Below are 19,861 nucleotides of genomic sequence, written 5' to 3'. Positions count from 1 at the left end.
AATGTTGCAAAGAGGAATTCCCCCCCGGACCGGGCCGAGGGGGAACGTTACCGCATCAAATCAGAACTTGGCCGAAGCCGTGACACCGAAGCGGCGGCCCTCACCATGGTAGACTTCCATGATGCGCTGGGTACCGACATTGTAGTTGCGCGGCTGCTGGATAATGTTGGCGTTATACTTCTCGTCGGTCAGGTTGGTAACCCAGGCCGCGATGGAGTAGGTGTCGCTTTCCAGCGCCAGACGCAGGTTGGTCAGCGTGCGCTCACCAAAGGTGGTCAGGTTCAGGCTGTTGACATAGGTCGGGCCGGTATAATTGACATCAACGCGGCCAGCCAGGGTCCAGTCGGCGGAGACCGGCACATCGGCGGTGGCGTGCAGATTATACTGCAATTTCACCGACCGGGCCGGACGGTTGCCGGCGATGGAGGCAAAGGTGCCACGGCCAGCAATGGTGACCAGATCGCACACGGTGGACGGGTTGCCGCACTGTGACGAATAGGCCGGGTCATAGGTGCCCTTGGCGAATTTCGGATCGGAATAGGTGACCGAACCACCGACCGACACGATGTCCGTGGCCTTCACCTCGGTCTGCACCTCAAACCCGTTCGTCTTCATCTTGCCGGCATTCATGATGATGGCCTGCGCGACGGACGCGGTCGGGGAGAAGGTGGAGAGCTGCAGGTTCGTCCAGTTCACGCGGAAGGCCGAAGCATTCAGCATGACGCGGCGGTCGAACAGCCAGGACTTCACACCGGCTTCATAGGTCCAGTTGCTTTCTTCGTCGAAGGTCTTCTCATTGTCCGACAGGCCGGCCAGCGAGTTGAAACCACCCGAGCGCACGCCCTTTGCCGCCGAGGCGAACAGGAAGACGTCTTCGGTCGCCTTGTAATCGACCGTAAAGCGCGGCGTGAAGCTGGTGAACTCACCCCGGAAGGGCTGACCGGCGACGCAGGGGCCGAAAGCGTTGAAGAAGGTCAGCAGGCAGCGGTCGGTCTTGCGGTCGATGTTATACCGACCTTCCGCCGCGACGCGCAGGCCATCAATTACTTCATACCCGACAGAGCCGAATACCGAACGGGTGATGTTCTGCTTGTAATTCTGGCTGGCCAGACGGGCAACGATGGTCGGGTCCAGGACCAGGCCCGGATTGGCCAGCGACGCCAGCGGACCGGTGCCGGCGGGGGAACCGGGCAGGATCTGCACCAGACGTTCATTAGCCGCCAAACCAGGGGCCGACGTGGCAGCCCACGACTTGCTGTCGACATTCGACTGGAAGAAGAAGGCACCGGCCAGCCATTGGAACCGGTCGGCGTCGGGCGACTGGATACGGATTTCCTGGCTCTTGGTCACGACCTCGTCATTGCTGATCAGCAGTGAATTGGCGCGGACGGTGCGGGTGTAGCTGCCGGTGGCGGCACCGCAGGTGCTGCCGACGGTACAGATGCCATAAAGCGCGCCGTTGCCGTACACATCGGAGTCATTGGCGGCATAGACTTCAGAGGCGCTGATGCCGGTGACGCTGACGATCGAGAAATTCTCGAACTCATATTCCAGCTCCAGGGCACCCTGACGGGACTTGGAGACGCTTTCCGGAATGGTGGAGGTCACGTCGATGGGCAGGTTGGTCGGGATCTTGCCGCAATAGAGCAGATAGGCCTGCGACTGCGCGTTGAAGCCACCGCAATTGTGGGTCGTCACCGGGTTCAGCGACAGGCCGGGCATTTCAGAGGTGGACTTGGTGGCGAAGCCCGTGAAGGTCGCCGTGAAATTCTCCGTCGGGGTGAAGACCAGGGCACCGGACACGCCCCGCTTCTCAAACCCGCCCAGCTTGTCTTCCGTGTTGAAATCGTTCTTGAACTCACCGGCATAGGTGGACCAGGACGCCGTGATGGAGCCGGCCAGCTTGTCCTCGATGATCGGGCGGGACAGGGAAACCTTGCCGCGATAATCGCCATTATTGCCGATGGTGACGCTGGCCTTGCCTTCCGGCGTGCCGGTGGGGCGAGCGGTCGTGATGCCGACGGCGCCGGCGAAGGTGGAACGGCCATAAAGCGCGCTCTGCGGCCCCTTCACAACATCCAGCTGGGCGATATCAACGGTGCCCAGGACGTCCGCTGTGTTGCGGCTGGTCTGATAGATGCCGTCGATGAAAATACCGACATTGGCCTCGATATTCAGATCGGTAGAGGAATTCGCGGGCGCCAGACCACGCACATAGACGTTGGTGAAGGCGCCACCGGTAATGTTGGTGACCGAGATGCCGGGCGTGTTGTTCGCCAGCTCGGTCAGGGTGGTGATGTTGCGTTCCGCCAGATCGTCTGCGGTCAGGGCCTGGATCGCGATGGGGACGGTCTGGATGTCCTCCTTACGCTTACGGGCGGTGACGATGATCTCTTCCAGCACCAGCTCGCCCTCGGCAGCCAGGGCAGCGGGAACGATTGCGGAAGCGGCGAAGGCACTGACCAGCGCGGACGTGGTCAGGGCGACGAATTTGGAACGGTACATGAAGCCCCCTTGATTTTTGCGGTCATTTCGAGCGGCATTATTTCCGGCGCCTTGTTCCCGTTTTCTGGCAGCTGTACTTTATTTGGGGGCCGCGCTGGCTTATTTTATTTGCCTACGCTGGTATTTCCCGATCAGCCTGCTAGCCGGATATCTGCCTGCCCGGTCAGCTAATTCCTTTGCCGAACTTTCCACAACATCGCCGCCCACGCTGTCCGCTAGGCGGATAGGGCCAAGGGGTCGCACCCCCTGTCCGCCAAGCGGACAGGTCATTCCCGGCGGCCACATTGTTGGCGGCCACACTGCTAGGCTTCGGAACCATAAAGGATAAACGGGGATCGAGATGAAGCGCGTTCTGTCCTGTCTTCTGTCGCTGGGGTTTCTGGCCGGCACCGCCATGGCAGCGGACCCGCCACCACCCTTTGAAAGCCAGACCCCCGCACCGCCCCCCGATTATGGCCGCGCCGCCTCCTGGGCCGCCACCGCCTGGGCACCCGGCGCCAGCACAGCCCTGCCCGGCAATACAGGCAAACTGGCCACGGCACCGGATGTGGATGTGTTCTACATCCACCCGACCACCGACCGGTCGGTGACGCGCTGGAACCAGGACCCGGCGGACAAGGCCGTCAATGACTGGACAGATGCCAGCGTCATCGCGCGGCAGGCCGCTGTCTTCAACACCTGCTGCCGCATCTTCGCCCCCCGCTACCGCCAGGCCACGCGTCTGGGCTTCAGCAACATGGCGGGCGACGGGCAGAAGGCGTTCGATCTGGCCTATGGCGACGTGTTGCGTGCCTTCGACCTGTATCTGAAGCGCGACAATGCGGGCCGGCCCTTCATCCTGGCCGGGCACAGCCAGGGTGCGTCCCATCTGATGCGGCTGTTGAAAGACCGGATTGACGGGTCGCCGTTGCAGGACCGGATGGTCGCCGCCTATGTCATCGGCGTGAACCTGTCGGAAGGTGACTTCCCCCGCACCTACAAGACCCTGCCGATCTGCGCCAAGCCGGCGGACACGGGCTGCGTCATCGCCTGGAACGCCGTCACGCCCGATACCGACCTGGCCTTGATGGGCAAGTTCAATGCCCAGCGTCTGGTGTCGCTCTATGGTGACGTGCCGGGCCAGGAACCGGTCTGCGTCAATCCCCTGACCTTCGACCGGGACCAGCCCCTGGCGGCGAAGGACCTGAACAAGGGCGCCGCCCCCGGCGATCCGGGTGAGGGGCCGGTCAAGGCGCTGGTGGCAAAGTCAGTGGCCGCACGCTGTGAGAAGGGCTTTCTGGTGGTCGACGCCGATCCGGCATTGGGCCTGAAGCCGCTGCCGGGCGGGATCATGCATTACCATGATTACGGCCTGTTCTATGCCGACATCCAGGCGAATGTGCGGGTACGGATTGACGCTTTCCTGAAGCGTTAATGGACAGCGGCGCGGCGTTACAGCCGCGCCGTCACCGCCTTGGTCTCCAGATAGGCATCCAGGCCTTCACGCCCGAATTCGCGGCCCCAGCCAGACTGCTTATAGCCGCCGAACGGGATGTTGGTGGCGATGGCGCCGTGGCAATTGATCGACACCTGACCCGACCGAATGCGCGAGACCAACTTGTGCGCGGTGGACAGGCTGCGGGTCCAAACGCTGCCGGACAGGCCATAGACACTGTCATTGGCCATGGCCGCAATCTCTTCCACAACCTCGGTCTCAAACCGATGGACCGCCATGACGGGGCCGAACACTTCGTCGCGGAAGATATCCATGTCGGGCCGGACATCGGTCAGGATGGTGGGCGGCACGAAATGGCCGGGCCGGTCCAGTTTGGTCCCACCCGTCACCAGGGTCGCCCCCTGCGCCAACGCCCGGTCCACATGGGAAAGGACGCGCGACGCATGCCCCCCGCTGATCAGGGGTCCGAAATTATTGCCGGCATCCAACCCGTGACCCAGCGTGAAGAAACCCGTAAAGGCCTTCATCCGCGCCACAAGCTCATCATGGATCGACGCATGGGCGAAGATGCGGGTGCCGGCCATGCAGTTCTGGCCCTGCAGGAAGAAGGTCGCCATGGATACGCCGGGACCGGCCAGTTCCAGATCGGCATCCGGCATCACCACCACGGGCGACTTACCGCCCAGTTCCAGGCAGACCTTTTTCAAGTTGCCGGATGCTGCCTGCACGATCTTGCGCCCCACCTCGGTGGAGCCGGTGAAGCTGATCTTGTCGACCAGGGCATGGGTGGACAGGGCCGCACCAGCGCTTTCCCCCGGACCATTGACGATATTGACCACGCCGTCGGGGAAGCCTGCCTCCTGGATCAACCGGCCCAGGGCCAGGGCCGACAGGGGCGTCTCCTCCGCCGGCTTCACCACCACGGTACAGCCCGCCGCCAGGGCCGGAGCCAGCTTCAAGGTCAAGGTGGAGACCGGTACGTTCCAGGGTACGATCAACCCGACCACACCCACCGGTTCGCGCAAGGTGTAGGTCAGCGCTTCCGCGTCCGCCGTCACATGCGGCGGGGGCGTGGTGGTCACGCCTTCGATGCGCAGGATGGCGCTAGCGTAATAGTCGAACATCTCCACGCAGTTGGACACGGTCAGGCCGGCGATGAAGCGCGGCATGCCATTGTCCAGGATCTCCAACTCCGTGAACAACGCCGCATCGCGTTCCAGCAGCCGGGCCAGCCGGACCAGCAACCCCGAGCGTTCCCGTGCCTTCAGCCGCGACCAGGGACCATGGAAAGCACGGGTCGCGGCCTGTACCGCCGCATCGATATCCCCGGCCCCACCCGACGCCACCGTCGCCAGATGCAGTTCCGTGGCGGGATCGACACTGTCCAGCGTGGCGCCGGACAGCGAAGGCCGCCATTGCCCATCGATGAACAGCCCATGCCGTTCAGCCAGAAAGGCCCGCGTGGCGGAAGAAACGGGAAGGCCGTCGAACGGCAGGGCTTTACGGGACATCGGTTCGGCTACCAGCAATCAGACGGGGACGGTACGGCAATCATAATCCAGCAGACCCAACGTATCCTCGTTGCGCAAGCCTTCGATCCCGAACAGTTCGGTATTGGCGGCCTGCATCCGGTCGGCGTTGGCGTTGGATTCCAGCTGGATGAAGGTGGCGCGTTCATGACGGGCGGCGACATAGCGGCGCAGCGCCTCACCCGTGCTGGCACTGTCACCCAGGGCACGCGACAGGACGATCGCATCCTCAATGGCACAGGCGGCCCCCTGGCCCATGAAGGGGGTCATGGCATGGGCGGCATCGCCCAGCAGCACCACCTTGTCATCGATGATCCAGCTATCCAGCGGACGGCGGGCATTGATGGCCCATTTATAGATCCTGCCCTCCGGCACCGCCGCGATCATGGCCTGCACCTCCGGCGCCCAGCCCGCGAAGGTGGTCTCCAGATCCGACCGTTCGGCGGGAATGGTCCAGCCATCCTGGGTCCAGCCATCCTGACGGGCAAAGAACACCATATTGACGATCTTGGCCCCGCGCACCGGATAGCGGACGACCATACGGTTCGGCCCGATATGCATGCCGGGCCATTCCACCAGATCCTTCAACGCCCCTTCGACCGGGGCCAGGGCGCGCCAGGCGACATGGCCCGTGAAATGGGCGGCGGCGGGTTCGAACAGGCGGCGGACCACCGATTTCAACCCATCGGCACCGATGATCAGGTCACCCTCGATCCGGCGGCCATCATGCAAGACTGCCGTGGTGCCTTCCACAGCCACCACGCCGGCATTAATCAGCAGCCGCCCACCCGCACTTTCCGCCGCATCCACCAGGATGGCGTGCAGGTCGGCGCGGTGGATATAGACATAGGGTGCGCCGAAACGGGCGCGCATGTCGGACCGGTCGATGGACCGCAGCAGGCGTCCATCCTGCCAATGCTGGATACGCTGACGGGCGGGTTCGACACCGGCAGCGGCAATCCGCTCCGCCAGGCCCAGATGCACATATCCCTTCATGGCGTTGGGCGACAGGGTCACACCGGCGCCGACCTCGGCAAAGGCGGGGGCGGCTTCCAGCAGCGTGACGGCGAAGCCCTGACGCAACAGCGCGATGGCCGCCGTGAACCCGCCGATGCCGCCGCCGACGATTGTTATTCTCGCTTTGCTCATGGGCGTTTGAAGCCTTCGATTCGTTGACGGCCGACCCATCATCGGCGTCACGAAGGATTAGGGGGCGTGATTGTGCCGCCTGGATAGGCAGCTGCTGTCCCTTGTCCGCACGGCGGACGTGCCCGCACCCTTGAAAAATGTAAGCCTAGCGGGCATTTGCCGCGGTTTTATCCGGCAAGCGATTATGCAGTCGCATAAGCACCCCCGAGAAATCCGCGGAAAACCGCCAAATCAGCATCATTTGCCGTCCACACTATCCGACAGGTGGACACGCAGGCACATTCTTCGGTTACAGTTTTAATTCGCCGTCATGATCCATGTGGTCGGTTGATTGTTGGCGCGTCAGGAGGTTCGGGAATGGACAAGATCAAACCTGTTCGGGCGATGCTGCGTGTGCTGGACGTTCTGCAGGTCTTGAACAGCCGCAATGGCGTGACGGTAACGGACGTGGCCAACGCCATCGACCTGCCCCGCACCACCGCCTACCGCGTGCTGGAAACGCTCTGTTCCGCCGGCTACGCGGTACGCGACGGGTCGGATGACCGCTATCGCCTGACCGTGCTGGTGCGCGGCCTGTCCGACGGCTATGATGACGAGGCCTGGATCGGCGAGGTGGCGCAGCCGCTGCTGGGTGAACTGGGCCGCAAGCTGGTCTGGCCCGTGTCGATCAGCACGAACCAGGGCAATGGCATGCTGGTCCGGCACACCACCGACAAGCACAGCCCCCTGGCCCTTGAACGCTATAATGCGGGCGTGCGCCTGCCGCTGCTGAACAGCGCATCAGGCCGCACCTATCTGGCGTTCAGCCCGGCGCCACAGCGCGCGGCCCTGCTGGATATCGCCCTGGGGTCGGGCGGGGAGATGGAAGGCGCGGGCCGGCAGCGCGACATGATCGAAAAGATGCTGGGCAGCATCCGCAAAGCCGGATACGCCATCAGCATCCGACAATATCGGGGTGAATCCACGGCTGCTGTCCCGCTTTATGCGGGTTCCGCCCTGCTGGGCTGTGTGGGCATGCGCTTCATGGACAAGGCCGTGACCGAGGCCGTGTTTGCCAGCCGCTACCTGCCCGACCTGAAAGAGGCCGCGCGGGAGATCGGTGAGGCCTATCTGGACTGGAAGGCCGGCAGCCCGCGGGAGACGCTGGACCAGATGCCAACCCGCCGCTGGGACTGGACCCTGGAACGCCGCGTCGAGCATTGATTGCGAAGGGGTATGCCCTCACCCTCCCAAACGCTGACGCGTTCGGGCCCCTCCCTCTCCCGTAAACGGGCGAGGGGCAAACTTCTCACCCCTCGCCCACGAACGTGGGAGAGGGAGGGGCCCAAGCCGAAAGGCTTGGGAGGGTGAGGGCAGCCCCACCCCCCAACCGGACTCTCAGCCCTTGGACACAACCGTCGCCGGCGCACCCTTCAACTGATCCGCACCGGCCCAGATGCGGCCACCGATGGCGGTGCCGATGGCAACCACCGCCGGCACTACCTCGACCCGGTCATAAAGCCCGCTGCGAAAATAGGGATCGCCGATCATCAGCGCGTCCACGTCGGCGCGGTTGGCGGCCTTCAGCAGGAACATGGAACCGAGATAGCCCTTGCCATCTTCGGTGCGCATTGGCCCGGCGCTGACATAGCGGGTCCAGTTGGCCTCCATATGGCCCAGATGGCCTTCCATATATTCATCGCGCAGGGCCAGGGCCTTGGCGCTGTCGGCAATGTCATAGGCCAGAACCAGAAAGGTCGGGCTGTCGATACGCGGGACGGTGGGGGGAGTGCTGTTCATTTTCAAAGCCTCACAAATCCAGAACCATCTTGCCGAAATTGCCGCCATCCATGAGGCGGATCAGGGCGTCGGGGGCGGATTCCAGGCCAGCCACGCGTTCCTCGCGCACGATCACCTGACCGTCGCGGACCAGCGGAGCTACGCGGCGGCGGAAATTCGGCATATCCGACCAATGGTCATAGACGACCAGCCCTTCGACGGTGGCGCGGAACTTGATGATGGGCACCAGATTGGGGCCGGGCAGCGGGGCCGGTGCCTTGTACTGCTCCATCATGCCAACCAGAACGACACGGGCACCCAGGGCCAGATGCCCCAGCACGCCTTCCAGGATGCGGCCACCCACACCGTCATAATAGCAATCGATGCTGTTGGGGCAGGCCGCCGCCAGCTTTGCCACCCAATCGGCATCGCGGTGATCGATGCAGGCGTCAAAGCCCAGCGCTTCCACCGCGAAGGCGCATTTCTGCGGGCCGCCGGCAATACCGACAACGCGAGCGCCCATGCGCTTGGCCAGCTGACCGGCGGTGGCGCCGACCGGACCGGTGGCGGCGGACACCACGAACGTGTCACCCGGAATGGGCTTCAGCATCTTGACCGTGCCGGCCCAGGCGGTCAGACCGGGCATGCCCAGCACACCCAGCAGCGAGGTGTAGGAGACACCGTCCGGCAGCGTGATCTTCTGCGCGGCCAGGCTGAGCGGGCTCTGCGCCACACCGGCGGGCGCGATGTCGGCGACAGTGAATTGCTGCCAGCCGGCACGGCAGATCACCCGGTCGCCAACGGCCAGACCCTCACCACAGCTTTCAACGACGGTGCCCACCGCTTCCCCCGGAATGACGCCGCCCACAGGCACGCCGCCGGACATGTGGCGACCACGCAGGGTACTGGCGATATAGGGGTCCAGGGATACGTGATCGACCCGGATCAGCACCTGACCGGGGCCAGGCGACGGCATCGCCACTTCTTCCAGACGGAAATCCTCGGGCACGGGGGACGAACCGGCGGGCCGGGCCAGGACGATACGTTTGTTCATCGAAGTATCCTTAGGAGTGGGGAGGCGCAACAAAGGTGCTTGTAATTGATATAATGATATATCAATAATTCCTGCAAGCCCCATCCCAACCCTTTCCAGGCAGAGGAACCCTCATGGCCACGCGCATCATCGCCCTGTTCAACCTGAAACCCGGCATCGACCGCGCAGCCTATGAGGAATGGGCCCGCGCTGTGGACCTTCCCACCGTCAATGCGTTGCCGTCGATCACTGAGTTCGCGGTATTCCGCTCTGTGGTCACGCTGGGGAGCGAGGCGCCCCCGCCCTACCAGTATATTGAGATCATCGACATTGCCGACATGGACCAGTTCGGCAAGGACATCGCCGCCGAGGCCATGCAGAAGATCGCGGCGCAGTTCCAGGACATGGCCGACGTCACCTTCATCGTGACCGACAAGCTGGGCTGACGGGGGCGGACATGGCGGACACAAAACGTTTTGCGGGCAAGGTCGCGGTCGTCACCGGTTCGGGCCGGCGCAAGGGGCTGGGCGAGGCCATCGCCCGCCGTCTGGCCGCCGAGGGTGCGTCCGTCGTGCTGTCCGACATCGGCAAATCCGCCGATGCCGCCACGCCCGACAGCATGATTGGCGGCCTGTCGGAGATGCAGGCCCTGGCAGCGGACATCACGGCGGACACGGGATCGCGGGTGGAAACCTTCACCTGCGATGTGCGCAATCTGGCGCAGATGCGCGCCATGGCGGCCTTTGCCGTAGAAAAGCTGGGTGGCCTGGATTTCTGGGTCAATAATGCCGGTATCGGCTACATCATGAAGCCGCTTCTGGATCTGGAAGCGACCGAATGGCAGGCGGTGATCGATGTCAACCTGACCGGATGCTTCAACGGCATCAAGGCGGCGGCGGAAGTCATGGTGCCGGCGGCCAAGGGCGGGCGCATCATCAATATCGCCAGCCAGGCGGCCAAGTCCGGCTTTCCCTTCGCCGCAGGCTACTGCGCGTCCAAGCATGGTCTGGTCGGGCTGATCCGGTCCACGGCGATTGAGCTGGGGCCGCACGGGATCACCGTCAACAATGTCTGCCCCAACCATGTGACCACCGGCCTGGGTGCCTGGCAGAATGAGTATTTCAGCCAGAAGCTGGGCCTGTCGCTGGAAGATTACCTGCAGGCCATGAAGAACCGCATCCCGCTGGGCCGTCCCGGCCTGCCGGATGATACGGCGGGTGCGGTCGCTTTCCTGTGTTCGCAGGATGCCGGCTACATCACCGCCGAAAGCATGAACGTGTCCGGCGGCGAGGAGCCGCACTGAGGCGCCCGCAGCCGCCGCCCCCTTCCAAATGCCAGAGGTTTCCATGCCCGCACCCGACGATTTCACCTGGCCCAATGGGTCGAAGCTGGCCCTGTCCATCGTCGTGAATGTCGAGGAAGGGGCGGAGCATAATATCCGGGACGGGGACAAGGGCCCCGAACCGGTGGATGAGCTGTCGGTGCACGTGGCCAAGCCCATCCGCATCCACGGCAATGAAAGCAATTACCAGTATGGCATCAAGGCCGGCGCCCCGCGCGTCATGCGCCTGCTGAAGGAATATGGGGTGGAGGCGACCTTCACCGCCGCCTCCGTCGCCCTGGAACGCGCGCCGGTTCTGGCGGCGGAGATTGTGGCGCAGGGGCATGAAATCTGCTGCCACGGCCATCGCTGGACGCATCAATACTGGATGAAGGAAGACAGGGAGCGGCAGTTCATCCGAGACGGCTGGCAATCCATTGAAAAGACGACCGGCACGCGCCCCGTCGGCTGGCTGTCGCGCTATCTGCACACCGATGCCACCCGCCGCATCCTGGCGGAAGAGGGCTATTCCTATCACATGGATGATTATTCGGACGATTTCCCCTTCTGGGACCATGTCCCGCTGTCCGACGGTACGACCAAGCCCATGGTCATCATGCCCTATGCCATCGACAGCAACGATATGAAGTTCTGGCTGGCCCCGGCTCTGACGCCCCGCGACTGGCAGCAATATGCCATCGACAGCTTCGATTGGCTGTACCGGGAGGCGCAGACCGAAGGTGCCAGGATGATGAGCCTGGGCCTGCATCTGCGCATCATTGGCCGTCCGGGGCGCATCGGCGCCTTCCAGGGCTTCCTGGACCATGTGAAGCGCCATTCCGACGTCTGGGTGACCAGCCGCGCCAACATCGCGGCGGCCTTTGCGGCGGCGGTGCCGCCGACAGTTGGTTAAGGTCCGTCGCGGTTCATCAATACCTTCCTTTTGTCGCTTCCCCGACGAAGGCCGGGGCCCAGGGGCCAACAGCCCGACCTCACGGCAGCTTTGATCCAGGCAGCCTGACGGTTTGACCCCTTGGCCCCTGGGTCCCGGCCTCCGCCGGGAAGGCGGGGAGAGCGTTTTATCGTTGGGCTTCAACGACCACGCCCCAATCCCCTCCAACGCACGAAAGCCAAGATCATGCGGAAACTGTCCCTGTTTTCAACGCTTTGCCTGATGCTGTCCCTCCCCGCCCATGCCGGGGAACCTGTGAGGGCGGAGGTGGGTGCGGGCTGGAGCCAGGAGGACACGCTGCCCAGGCTGCCGGTGCCCTTCCTCGGCGGGGTGGTGGCGCTCCCGGACCTGACCTATGCGACGATCCCCGGCTATCGTCCGCTGAAGCTGGACATCTACCGCAAAGAAGGGGCGAAGAACCGACCGTTGCTGGTCTATATCCATGGCGGCGGCTGGGCCATGGGCAATTCGCGCGGGCTGGCGGCCTTTGCTGATTTCCCCGCCGTGCTGGCCGATCTGGCGGCGCGCGGCTATGCCGTGGCCGCCGTGAATTACCGGCTGAAATCGGAAGCCACCTTCCCGGCGCAGAGCCAGGATGTGGATGCCGCCATCCGCTGGCTGCGTGCCAATGCCGCCACCTATGGCATCGACCCGGCCCGCGTGGGCGTGTTCGGCGACAGTGCGGGCGGCCATCTGGCGGCCATGGCGGCGGTGGATTGCGACCGGTCGGCGCCCGTGGAAAAGGGCGATTGCGTGCAGGCCGCCGTGCCTTGGTACGGCATCTATGACTTCACCGTCACCGACAAGCCGCGCCCGCCGGAGGATTTCAAGCCGATCTATGATTTCCTGGGCTGCAAGGATGCCGCCGACTGTGCGGATGAGATCAAGGCCGTCGGCCCCATCAACTATGTCGATGCCAAGACACCGCCGATCCTGCTGCTGCATGGTGAACTGGACGCGGCGGTGCCGGTGATCCAAGCGCAGGTGATGCTGGACAAGCTTAAATCCGTGGGCGCATCGGCGCGCATGGTAGTCTATCCCGGCGTCAACCATGGCTGGATGGCGAAGGACCGGGAATTGATGCGCAGCACGCATGTGAAGGCGCTGCAGGACACGCTCGACTTCTTCAACACCGTGCTGAAGCCCTGATTTCATCCTCCTGGTGGTCAAACCGCAGGATGGTTGGTTGACAGGGGACGTGTCGGCCCGAATATGTCCGGACATATTAACCGAGGAACTGACCATGTCAGAGCGGTCATTGTTGTTCGTGCCGGGCGCGCGGGCCGACCGGTTCGCAAAGGCGCTGGGCGCCGGGGCGGACATTACCTGCATTGATCTGGAAGATTCCGTCCCGCCGGAGGGCAAGGACGCGGCACGCGCCGCCGCCATCGCCTTCATCGCGGAACAGGGATGCCCGGATCATCTGTGGCTGCGCATCAACCCGGTGCGCAGTGCGGCAGGGCTGGCCGACCTGCTGGCCGTGCTGTCGATGGCAAAGGCACCGGCGGCCCTGATGCTGCCCAAGCTGACGGACCCTGCCGATCTGTCGCTGTTGGATGAGGTTCTGGGCAGCCGGGCGGTGGGGCTGGTGCCCCTGATCGAAACGGCGGCGGGCCTGCGCAATGCCGCCGCCATCGCGACCGCAAAGCGGGTGCGCGCCCTGCTGTTCGGGGGGGTGGACCTGTCGGCGGAACTGGGCTGTGCCCTGGAGTGGGAACCGCTGCTGCATGCGCGTTCCACCCTGGTTGCGGCGGCGGCGGAGGGTGGGGTCGGCCTGTTCGACGTTCCGTCCATCGATGTCGCGGACATTGATGGTCTGCGTTCCTCCACCGCGCGGGCCAGGGCGCTGGGCTTCACAGGCCGGGCCTGCATCCACCCCACCCAGGTGGCCGTGGTGAACGAGGTCTTTACGCCCACAGCGGCGGAGATCGCCCGCGCCCACCGCGTGGTGGACGCCTTTGAACAAGCCGGCGGTGGCGTGGCCCTGCTGGATGGCAAGTTGATCGAGATACCCGTGGTGCGGACAGCGCGGCGCGTGCTGGCCGCTGCCGCCGGATGAGATAAGGACCCAAGAAGATGGTGCAGAACTGGAAGGAAGTCGGCCCCAATCGCTATCGCGAGACGTTTGGCCGTTACTTCGAGGATTTCAACGTCGGCGATATCTATGAGCATCGCCCCGGCAAGACCGTCACCGAATATGACAACCATCTGTTCACGCTGCTGACGCTGAACACGCATCCGATGCATTTCGATACGGAATTCGCCAAGGCCAGCGAGTTCAAGCAGAACCTGGTGGTCAGCCCCTATACGCTGGCCCTGCTGATCGGGATGAGCGTCACGGACGTGAGCCAGAAGGCCATCGCCAATCTGGGCATGGACGAGGTGAAGTTCAGCGCGCCCGTGTTCCACGGCGACACGCTGTATGGCGAAAGCGAAGTGCTGGCCAAGCGCGCCTCGGAGAAGCGCCCCAACCAGGGCATCGTCACCATCCGCACCATTGGTAAGAACCAGAACGGCGTCACCGTCTGTTCGTTCAAGCGCAACATGCTGATCCCCTTCCGCGGCCATGCCGTGGAAGACCGGGTCGCACATTACTGATCCCCAGCCCCGGAGCCGATATCATGAGCACGCCCCATCCCGGCATCCACGCCGACGATGAAGCCGCCATCCTGGACAGCATCGAACGCTGGCTGGCCCGCGAGGTTCGCCCCGTGGCCGAAAAGCTGGAACATGACGATATCTACCCGACCCAACTGGTCGCGCAGATGAAGGAACTGGGCCTGTTCGGCGCCACCATCAGCCCGGAATATGGCGGGCTGGGGCTGCCGGCATCCACCTATACCCGCATCGTCAGCCTGATCGCTGAGACCTGGATGTCGCTGACCGGCATCTTCAACAGCCATATCATGATGGCGACCGTGGTGGAGAAGTTCGGGACTCAGGCCCAGAAGGAATATTGGCTGCCCAAGTTCTGCGCCGGTGACATCCGCGGCGGCCTGGGCCTGACGGAGGCCGATGCCGGCACCGATTTGCAGGCCATCCGCACAAAGGCCACCCGTACCGATCGCGGCACCTATGTCATCAACGGCACCAAGACCTGGATTTCCAACGGGATCGAGGGCGGGGCCGTGGCCCTGCTGGTCAAGACCGACCCCGACGCGCAGCCGCGCCACAAGGGCATGACCATGCTGATTGCGCCCAAGGTCGATCCCGACACAGGCCGGAAATATGAGGGCTTCCGCACCGGCAAGAAGCTGGAAAAGATGGGCTATAAGGGCATCGACAGTGCCGAGCTGATCTTCGAGGATTATGAGCTGGATGCGGAGCGGCATCTGGTCGGCGGGGTTGAGGGCAAGGGCTTCCTGATGGCCGTGGGCGGCCTGGAACTGGGCCGCATCAACGTCGCCGCCCGCGCCGTCGGTATTGCGCGCCGCGCGCTGAAAGAAAGCGTGGCCTACGCCCAGACACGGCGGACCTTTGGCAAGCCCATCGGGGAGCATCAGGCCATCCAGTTGAAGCTGGGTGAGATGGCGACCAAGGTGCGCGCCGCCGAACTGCTGGTCCAGGACGCGGCCGCCGCGTACGACCGGGGCGACCGCTGCGACATGGAAGCCGGCATGGCCAAGTATTTCGCCTCCGAAACGGGTGTCGAGGTCACGCTGGAGGCCATGCGCATCTTCGGCGGCTATGGCTATTCCAAGGAATATCCCATCGAGCGGCTGTATCGCGATGCGCCCCTGATGTGCATCGGCGAGGGCACCAACGAGATGCAGCGCATCATCATCGCCAAGCAGATGATTGCGCGCAATCCGGTGTGATTGCCCATTGCCCTTTCTCCCCCCTTACACTTCCCGTCATCCCCGCGAAAGCGGGGATGACGGTTGGAGCTTGCAGAAAACAGCTGCCCCCCAACGGAGCCCCCGTCTATGACACGCCCCCTTTCCGGTATCCGCGTCATTGCGGTGGAGCAATATGGCGCCGGGCCGTATGGCAGCATGCTGCTGGCCGATCTGGGCGCCACGGTGATCAAGGTGGAAAACGCCGCCACGGGCGGGGATGTCTCCCGCGCGACGGGGCCGCATTTCTTGGGTGAACAGGACAGCCAGTTCTTCCAGACCTTTTCCAAGGGAAAGCAATCGGCCAGCATCGACCTGAAAAGCCCGGACGGACGTGCCGTCTTCAACGAACTGCTTACAGGCGCCGACGCCCTGATCAACAATCTGCGTGGGGATCAGCCAAAGAAGCTGGGCCTGACCTATGACGCGGTGAAGGATATCAACCCGCGTCTGGTCTGCGCGCATCTGTCGGCCTATGGGCGGGGCAACAGCCGGGAGACATGGCCCGGCTATGATTATCTGATGCAGGCCGAGGCCGGTTTCATGGGCCTGTCGGGGGAGCCCGATGCCCCGCCAACACGGCTGGGCGTATCGATGGTCGATTTCATGACGGGCACCATGATGGCCTTCGGTACCGTGTCGGCCATCCTGGGCGCCAAGGCGACCGGTGTGGGCTGCGACGTGGATGTCGCGCTGTTCGATACGGCCATCCATCAGCTCTCATACCCCGCCACTTGGTATCTGAATGCGGGCGATCAGGTTTCCCGCCTGCCGCGCGGGGCGCATCCATCCATCGCCCCCAGCCAGTCGTTCCGTACCAAGGATGGCTGGGCCATGCTGATGTGCCAGACCCCGAAATTCTGGGAGGAATTCTGCCGCCGCACGGGCCGGGCCGACCTTCTGAATCGTTCGGAGTTCAAGGATATCCCCGCCCGCCGCGTCAACCGGCAGCTTCTGTCCGACACGCTGGATGAGCTGCTGTCCACGAAGACAACGGCGGAATGGCTGTCGATCCTGGGTGGGCATGTACCCTTTGCGCCCATCACGAACCTGGATCAGGCGCTGGACAATCCGTTCGTGGCGGAGATCGGGATGGTGGAGGATGTGGAGCATCCCGACGTCAGGGACGGAACCTTGCGCCTGCTCTCATCCCCCATCCGTATCAATGGTGAGCGGCCAAAGGGCCGCCGCGCGCCCAAGCTGGGGGAGATGAGCGAATGAAGCTGGACGGGATCAAGGTTCTGGACCTGTCGGCCTTCCTGCCGGGTCCGCACATGACCATGATGATGGCCGACCATGGCGCCGACGTGATCATGGTCGAACCCGCCAATGGCACCGGCGAGCCAACGCGGGAGATCGGGCAGAAGACCAGGGACGGGGTCACCGTCTGGTTCCGCAATATCTCGCGGGGCAAGCGGTCGGTCGCCCTGAACCTGAAGGACCCGGCGGATCACGCCCTGTTCATGGAACTGGCCGCAGAGGCCGATGTGGTGGTGGAGGCATTCCGCCCCGGCGTGGTGAAGCGTCTGGGCGTGGATTATGACGCCGTGCGCGCGGTCAATCCGGGTGTGGTCTATTGCTCCATCTCCGCCTTCGGGCAGACGGGCAAATACGCGCACAAGCCGGCCCATGACATGACGGTGCAGGCGCTGGCCGGTCTGGTGGACCTGAACCGGGGCCTAACGGACGAAAAGCCCGCCAGCCCCAACATGCCCGTCGCCGACATGGCCGCCAGCCTGATGGCCCTGTCCGGGGTACTGATGGCCCTGCTGCGGCGTACACAGACGGGCAAGGGCGACTATGTTGATCTGTCCATGTTTGACGCCGCCTTCGCCTGGACCCCCAACGTCACCGGCCCGGTCTTTGCCGAAGATTGCCACCCACCGGTCAAGGAGATGCGCAGCTTCGGCGGATCGGCCATGTACCATATCTATGAAACGGCGGACGCGCGTTTCCTGGTGCTGGGCGGGTCGGAGGTCAAGTTTGCCGAAAACCTGCTGACGGCACTGGGCCGCCCGGATCTGCTGTCCTTTGCCAAGATGCCGCCGGGGCCGGCGCAGGAACCGTTGCGCGCCTTCTTCAAGGAAACCTTCGCCACGCGCAGTCTGGCCGAGTGGCAGGAATTCCTGCGCGGGGTCGATTGCTGCTGGGCACCCGTGCGCAGCCTGAAGGATGCGTTTGACGATCCGTTCGTGGCCGAACGCGGCATGGTGCTGACCGACGCCGATGGCTATCGTCATATCGGTGTACCGATCCGGTTCACGGACGAACCGGCCCAACCACGTTTCAGCCTACCCCATTTCGGGGACAAGTTGGCACGGTGGCAGCGGGAGTTACCAACCGCATGAAGTTGGCGGGGAGCTTGTCATATCGCCCGGACGGGAGAGCTTTTTACATGCCGGTCAGGGCGATGAAACCCAGCGCGAAGACAGCCAGCAGCGCCGTCTGTCCCACCAGGGCCGCCACCGGGCGCGGACCCAGGGCCGCCATATCGCGCAGGCTGGTCTTCATGCCCAGCGCCGCCACGGCCACGACCAGACAGCCGCGCGACAGCTCACCCATCACGCCAAGCGCCGCCGCCGGCAGCAGCCCCAGGCTGTTGACGGCCACCAGCGCCATGAAGCCCAGCAGGAACAGCGGAATGGTCGGAAGGCTGGCCTTCTTCGCCCCATCCACCGCCCGGTCGCGGAAAATCCAGGCCACGGCCATGACCACGGGCACCAGACAGGCCACCCGCATCAGCTTGACGATGGCCGCCACCTCCGCCGTGTGGTCGGAAATCAGGTAGCCTGCACCCACCACCTGCGCCACATCATGGATGGTCGCGCCAAAGAACAGGCCCGCCTGTTCCTCCCCCAGACCCAGCAGACGGGCCAGCAGCGGATAGGCCAGCATGGCGATGGTGGAAAGCGCAGTGACACCGACCACCACCAGCAAGGTGGGCTTTTCCGCCTGATGGCGGGCCGGCAGGGCCGCAGAAATAGCCAATGCCGCGGACGCCCCGCAGATGGCGACGGAGCCGGCGGACAAAAGCGCATGCGCCGGCGGCAGTTTCAACATCCGGCCAATAACATAGCCACCGGTCAGAGTCACCAGCAGGCCGGACACGGCCAGCGCCACGGCGCCCCAACCCAGGCCCAGCATGTCGCCCAGCGTCACCTTGGCCCCCAGCAGGGCCACGCCCAGGCGTAGGATCGGCTTGGTCGCGATAGTGATGCCGGGGGTGCAGCGGGCATCCGCCGCCAGGAAATTCAGCCCCATGCCGAAGACCAGGGCGTAAAGCATGACCGGCCCGCCCTGCCACGCAGACATATGGGCCGCCGCCAGCGCCACGATGGCGGCCAGCAGCAGGCCCGGCAGCACATCCCGCCCCCGCTGGACCAGCGGATGGCGCGTCTGCTGGCTGGTCCAGGGGGCGAAGGTCATCGGGCCAGCGTCCCGGGCGCCATCATGGTGCGGCGGTTGCGGTGGGTGACCATCCGTTCATGCAGGCGGCGGATCGTGTTGCTGCCCGTCTTCACGAACAAAAAGGGGAAGAATCCGTGCAGAATGCAGGCGATGGAAGCGAACAGCATCGTGAAGCCGAAGGAAAAGGCCTGCCCCATATGGGCCAGATAGCTTTCACCGACAGAGGCCGGATGGTCTGTGAACAGGCGGTGCAGCATGGCTTTCCTCCAGGTGCCGGAAACAAGGAAAGCGTATCACCAGCTTCGGGTGATTTTTGTCTAAACTCTGTGGTATCATGCGGCCGGAGTCGTGATTTTCTTCTATCCATAGCGCATAGTGGAGAAGATTTTGGATCAGATTGACCGCAAGATCCTGGCCACCCTGCAATCAGACGCGTCCGGCTCCGTCGCCGAGATCGCCGAACGGGCGGGTGTGTCGCAGACGCCGGCCTGGCGGCGGATCAAGCGGTTGGAGGATGAGGGGATTATCCGCAAGCGCGTGGCCCTGCTGGACCCGGCCAAGCTGAACCTCGGCCTGACCGGCTTCATCCTGATCCGCACCGCCACCCATTCAGAGGAATGGCTGCAGAAATTCTCCGAAGGGGTCAGCAGGATTCCGGAGGTGATCGAACTTCACCGCATGTCGGGCGACATCGACTATCTGGTGAAGTTCATGGTGGACAGCATCGCCGGTTACGACGCGCTGTATAAACGCCTGATCAAGGTCGCCAACCTGTCGGATGTATCCGCCGGCTTTTCCATGGAATGCCTGAAATACACGACCGAACTGCCACTGGATTATGTGAAGGGGTAGCAGGCTGACCGCGAGGCTTGCCGTAGGTCGTGGGTGAACGTATGTGAACCCCGACAGTTGGCGGCACCGTCGCGTGTCGGGGT

19 protein-coding genes are annotated in these 19,861 nt (G+C 63.9%); 12 read left to right on the top strand and 7 right to left on the bottom strand.

The genetic code is table 11. From position 1 onward, the window contains the following. Nucleotides 1-60 precede the first annotated feature (60 nt). A complete protein-coding gene (locus ACODSP_RS25435) occupies nt 61-2,505 on the bottom strand; it encodes a TonB-dependent receptor (RefSeq protein ID WP_488968324.1) in 2,445 nt (814 codons plus the stop codon). Nucleotides 2,506-2,845: 340 nt separating this feature from the next. On the opposite strand from ACODSP_RS25435, the gene ACODSP_RS25430 reads away from it, so the two are divergent. After that, entirely contained in the window at nt 2,846-3,919 is a 1,074-nt protein-coding gene (locus tag ACODSP_RS25430; protein WP_488968323.1) for a DUF3089 domain-containing protein, read from the top strand. 17 nt (nt 3,920-3,936) lie between these two features. On the opposite strand, the gene ACODSP_RS25425 is transcribed toward ACODSP_RS25430, so the two are convergent. Continuing rightward, nucleotides 3,937-5,451 carry an aldehyde dehydrogenase family protein gene (locus ACODSP_RS25425; protein WP_488968322.1) on the bottom strand — a complete coding sequence of 505 codons (1,515 nt, stop codon included), beginning with the start codon at nt 5,449-5,451 and terminating at the stop codon, nt 3,937-3,939. 18 nt (nt 5,452-5,469) lie between these two features. Beyond that, complete coding sequence (locus ACODSP_RS25420) at nt 5,470-6,618, bottom strand: FAD-dependent monooxygenase (RefSeq protein WP_488968321.1); 1,149 nt, start codon at nt 6,616-6,618, stop codon at nt 5,470-5,472. A 357-nt stretch (nt 6,619-6,975) separates the two neighbouring features. Here ACODSP_RS25420 and ACODSP_RS25415 point away from each other — a divergent pair, with 357 nt between their 5' ends. Beyond that, nucleotides 6,976-7,821, top strand: a complete 846-nt coding sequence (locus ACODSP_RS25415; protein ID WP_488968320.1) for a helix-turn-helix domain-containing protein — start codon at nt 6,976-6,978, stop codon at nt 7,819-7,821. 174 nt (nt 7,822-7,995) lie between these two features. Here the strand turns inward: ACODSP_RS25415 and ACODSP_RS25410 are convergent, their stop codons facing one another. Beyond that, nucleotides 7,996-8,397, bottom strand: coding sequence for a YciI family protein (locus ACODSP_RS25410; RefSeq protein ID WP_444732411.1), 402 nt, complete (start codon nt 8,395-8,397; stop codon nt 7,996-7,998). Nucleotides 8,398-8,407: 10 nt separating this feature from the next. After that, the gene (locus tag ACODSP_RS25405) at nt 8,408-9,430 is read right to left on the bottom strand and encodes an NADP-dependent oxidoreductase (RefSeq protein ID WP_488968319.1); all 1,023 of its coding nucleotides are present in this window, start codon (nt 9,428-9,430) and stop codon (nt 8,408-8,410) included. Nucleotides 9,431-9,543: 113 nt separating this feature from the next. Here ACODSP_RS25405 and ACODSP_RS25400 point away from each other — a divergent pair, with 113 nt between their 5' ends. From ACODSP_RS25400 to ACODSP_RS25360, 9 genes are all read left to right on the top strand, one after another. Further along, complete coding sequence (locus ACODSP_RS25400) at nt 9,544-9,855, top strand: hypothetical protein (RefSeq protein WP_488968318.1); 312 nt, start codon at nt 9,544-9,546, stop codon at nt 9,853-9,855. Between the two features lie 11 nt (nt 9,856-9,866). After that, the gene (locus ACODSP_RS25395) at nt 9,867-10,712 is read left to right on the top strand and encodes an SDR family NAD(P)-dependent oxidoreductase (RefSeq protein ID WP_488968317.1); all 846 of its coding nucleotides are present in this window, start codon (nt 9,867-9,869) and stop codon (nt 10,710-10,712) included. Between the two features lie 43 nt (nt 10,713-10,755). After that, on the top strand, nt 10,756-11,643 hold the full coding sequence (locus ACODSP_RS25390; protein WP_488968316.1) for a polysaccharide deacetylase family protein: 888 nt from the start codon (nt 10,756-10,758) through the stop codon (nt 11,641-11,643). A gap of 225 nt (nt 11,644-11,868) precedes the next feature. Next, nucleotides 11,869-12,831, top strand: coding sequence for an alpha/beta hydrolase fold domain-containing protein (locus ACODSP_RS25385; protein WP_488968315.1), 963 nt, complete (start codon nt 11,869-11,871; stop codon nt 12,829-12,831). A 94-nt stretch (nt 12,832-12,925) separates the two neighbouring features. Beyond that, on the top strand, nt 12,926-13,741 hold the full coding sequence (locus ACODSP_RS25380; protein WP_488968314.1) for an HpcH/HpaI aldolase/citrate lyase family protein: 816 nt from the start codon (nt 12,926-12,928) through the stop codon (nt 13,739-13,741). A gap of 17 nt (nt 13,742-13,758) precedes the next feature. Then, the gene (locus ACODSP_RS25375; RefSeq protein ID WP_488968313.1) at nt 13,759-14,280 is read left to right on the top strand and encodes a MaoC family dehydratase; all 522 of its coding nucleotides are present in this window, start codon (nt 13,759-13,761) and stop codon (nt 14,278-14,280) included. 23 nt (nt 14,281-14,303) lie between these two features. Continuing rightward, entirely contained in the window at nt 14,304-15,500 is a 1,197-nt protein-coding gene (locus ACODSP_RS25370; protein ID WP_488968312.1) for an acyl-CoA dehydrogenase family protein, read from the top strand. 108 nt (nt 15,501-15,608) lie between these two features. Further along, on the top strand, nt 15,609-16,739 hold the full coding sequence (locus tag ACODSP_RS25365; RefSeq protein WP_488968311.1) for a CaiB/BaiF CoA transferase family protein: 1,131 nt from the start codon (nt 15,609-15,611) through the stop codon (nt 16,737-16,739). Beyond that, nucleotides 16,736-17,866: a CaiB/BaiF CoA transferase family protein gene (locus ACODSP_RS25360; protein WP_488968310.1), complete on the top strand. Its 1,131-nt coding sequence runs from the start codon at nt 16,736-16,738 to the stop codon at nt 17,864-17,866. Before ACODSP_RS25365 ends, ACODSP_RS25360 begins: the two co-directional genes overlap by 4 nt. A 43-nt stretch (nt 17,867-17,909) precedes the next feature. Here ACODSP_RS25360 and ACODSP_RS25355 read toward each other — a convergent pair whose 3' ends face one another. Together ACODSP_RS25355 and ACODSP_RS25350 are read right to left on the bottom strand one after the other, a co-directional pair. Further along, complete coding sequence (locus ACODSP_RS25355) at nt 17,910-18,944, bottom strand: YeiH family protein (RefSeq protein WP_488968309.1); 1,035 nt, start codon at nt 18,942-18,944, stop codon at nt 17,910-17,912. Then, on the bottom strand, nt 18,941-19,183 hold the full coding sequence (locus tag ACODSP_RS25350; RefSeq protein WP_488968308.1) for a DUF6356 family protein: 243 nt from the start codon (nt 19,181-19,183) through the stop codon (nt 18,941-18,943). Before ACODSP_RS25350 ends, ACODSP_RS25355 begins: the two co-directional genes overlap by 4 nt. Nucleotides 19,184-19,313: 130 nt before the next feature. Between ACODSP_RS25350 and ACODSP_RS25345 the strand changes: the two genes are divergently transcribed. Further along, nucleotides 19,314-19,778 (top strand): Lrp/AsnC family transcriptional regulator, encoded by a 465-nt coding sequence (locus tag ACODSP_RS25345; protein WP_054169388.1) that lies wholly within the window; start codon nt 19,314-19,316, stop codon nt 19,776-19,778. The last annotated feature ends 83 nt before the right edge of the window (nt 19,779-19,861 follow it).

Source organism: Niveispirillum sp. FG156 (assembly GCF_057809555.1).
The sequence above is the reverse complement of the archived record's forward strand: the minus strand, read 5'-3'. Positions and strand labels throughout refer to the sequence as shown.

Excerpts from the sequence above, each read along its gene's own strand:
- ACODSP_RS25435 (WP_488968324.1), bottom strand. The coding sequence starts at position 2,505 with ATGTACCGTTCCAAATTCGTCGCCCTGACCACGTCCGCGCTGGTCAGT.
- ACODSP_RS25430 (WP_488968323.1), top strand. The coding sequence starts at position 2,846 with ATGAAGCGCGTTCTGTCCTGTCTTCTGTCGCTGGGGTTTCTGGCCGGC.
- ACODSP_RS25425 (WP_488968322.1), bottom strand. The coding sequence starts at position 5,451 with ATGTCCCGTAAAGCCCTGCCGTTCGACGGCCTTCCCGTTTCTTCCGCC.
- ACODSP_RS25420 (WP_488968321.1), bottom strand. The coding sequence starts at position 6,618 with ATGAGCAAAGCGAGAATAACAATCGTCGGCGGCGGCATCGGCGGGTTC.
- ACODSP_RS25415 (WP_488968320.1), top strand. The coding sequence starts at position 6,976 with ATGGACAAGATCAAACCTGTTCGGGCGATGCTGCGTGTGCTGGACGTT.
- ACODSP_RS25410 (WP_444732411.1), bottom strand. The coding sequence starts at position 8,397 with ATGAACAGCACTCCCCCCACCGTCCCGCGTATCGACAGCCCGACCTTT.
- ACODSP_RS25405 (WP_488968319.1), bottom strand. The coding sequence starts at position 9,430 with ATGAACAAACGTATCGTCCTGGCCCGGCCCGCCGGTTCGTCCCCCGTG.
- ACODSP_RS25400 (WP_488968318.1), top strand. The coding sequence starts at position 9,544 with ATGGCCACGCGCATCATCGCCCTGTTCAACCTGAAACCCGGCATCGAC.
- ACODSP_RS25395 (WP_488968317.1), top strand. The coding sequence starts at position 9,867 with ATGGCGGACACAAAACGTTTTGCGGGCAAGGTCGCGGTCGTCACCGGT.
- ACODSP_RS25390 (WP_488968316.1), top strand. The coding sequence starts at position 10,756 with ATGCCCGCACCCGACGATTTCACCTGGCCCAATGGGTCGAAGCTGGCC.
- ACODSP_RS25385 (WP_488968315.1), top strand. The coding sequence starts at position 11,869 with ATGCGGAAACTGTCCCTGTTTTCAACGCTTTGCCTGATGCTGTCCCTC.
- ACODSP_RS25380 (WP_488968314.1), top strand. The coding sequence starts at position 12,926 with ATGTCAGAGCGGTCATTGTTGTTCGTGCCGGGCGCGCGGGCCGACCGG.
- ACODSP_RS25375 (WP_488968313.1), top strand. The coding sequence starts at position 13,759 with ATGGTGCAGAACTGGAAGGAAGTCGGCCCCAATCGCTATCGCGAGACG.
- ACODSP_RS25370 (WP_488968312.1), top strand. The coding sequence starts at position 14,304 with ATGAGCACGCCCCATCCCGGCATCCACGCCGACGATGAAGCCGCCATC.
- ACODSP_RS25365 (WP_488968311.1), top strand. The coding sequence starts at position 15,609 with ATGACACGCCCCCTTTCCGGTATCCGCGTCATTGCGGTGGAGCAATAT.
- ACODSP_RS25360 (WP_488968310.1), top strand. The coding sequence starts at position 16,736 with ATGAAGCTGGACGGGATCAAGGTTCTGGACCTGTCGGCCTTCCTGCCG.
- ACODSP_RS25355 (WP_488968309.1), bottom strand. The coding sequence starts at position 18,944 with ATGACCTTCGCCCCCTGGACCAGCCAGCAGACGCGCCATCCGCTGGTC.
- ACODSP_RS25350 (WP_488968308.1), bottom strand. The coding sequence starts at position 19,183 with ATGCTGCACCGCCTGTTCACAGACCATCCGGCCTCTGTCGGTGAAAGC.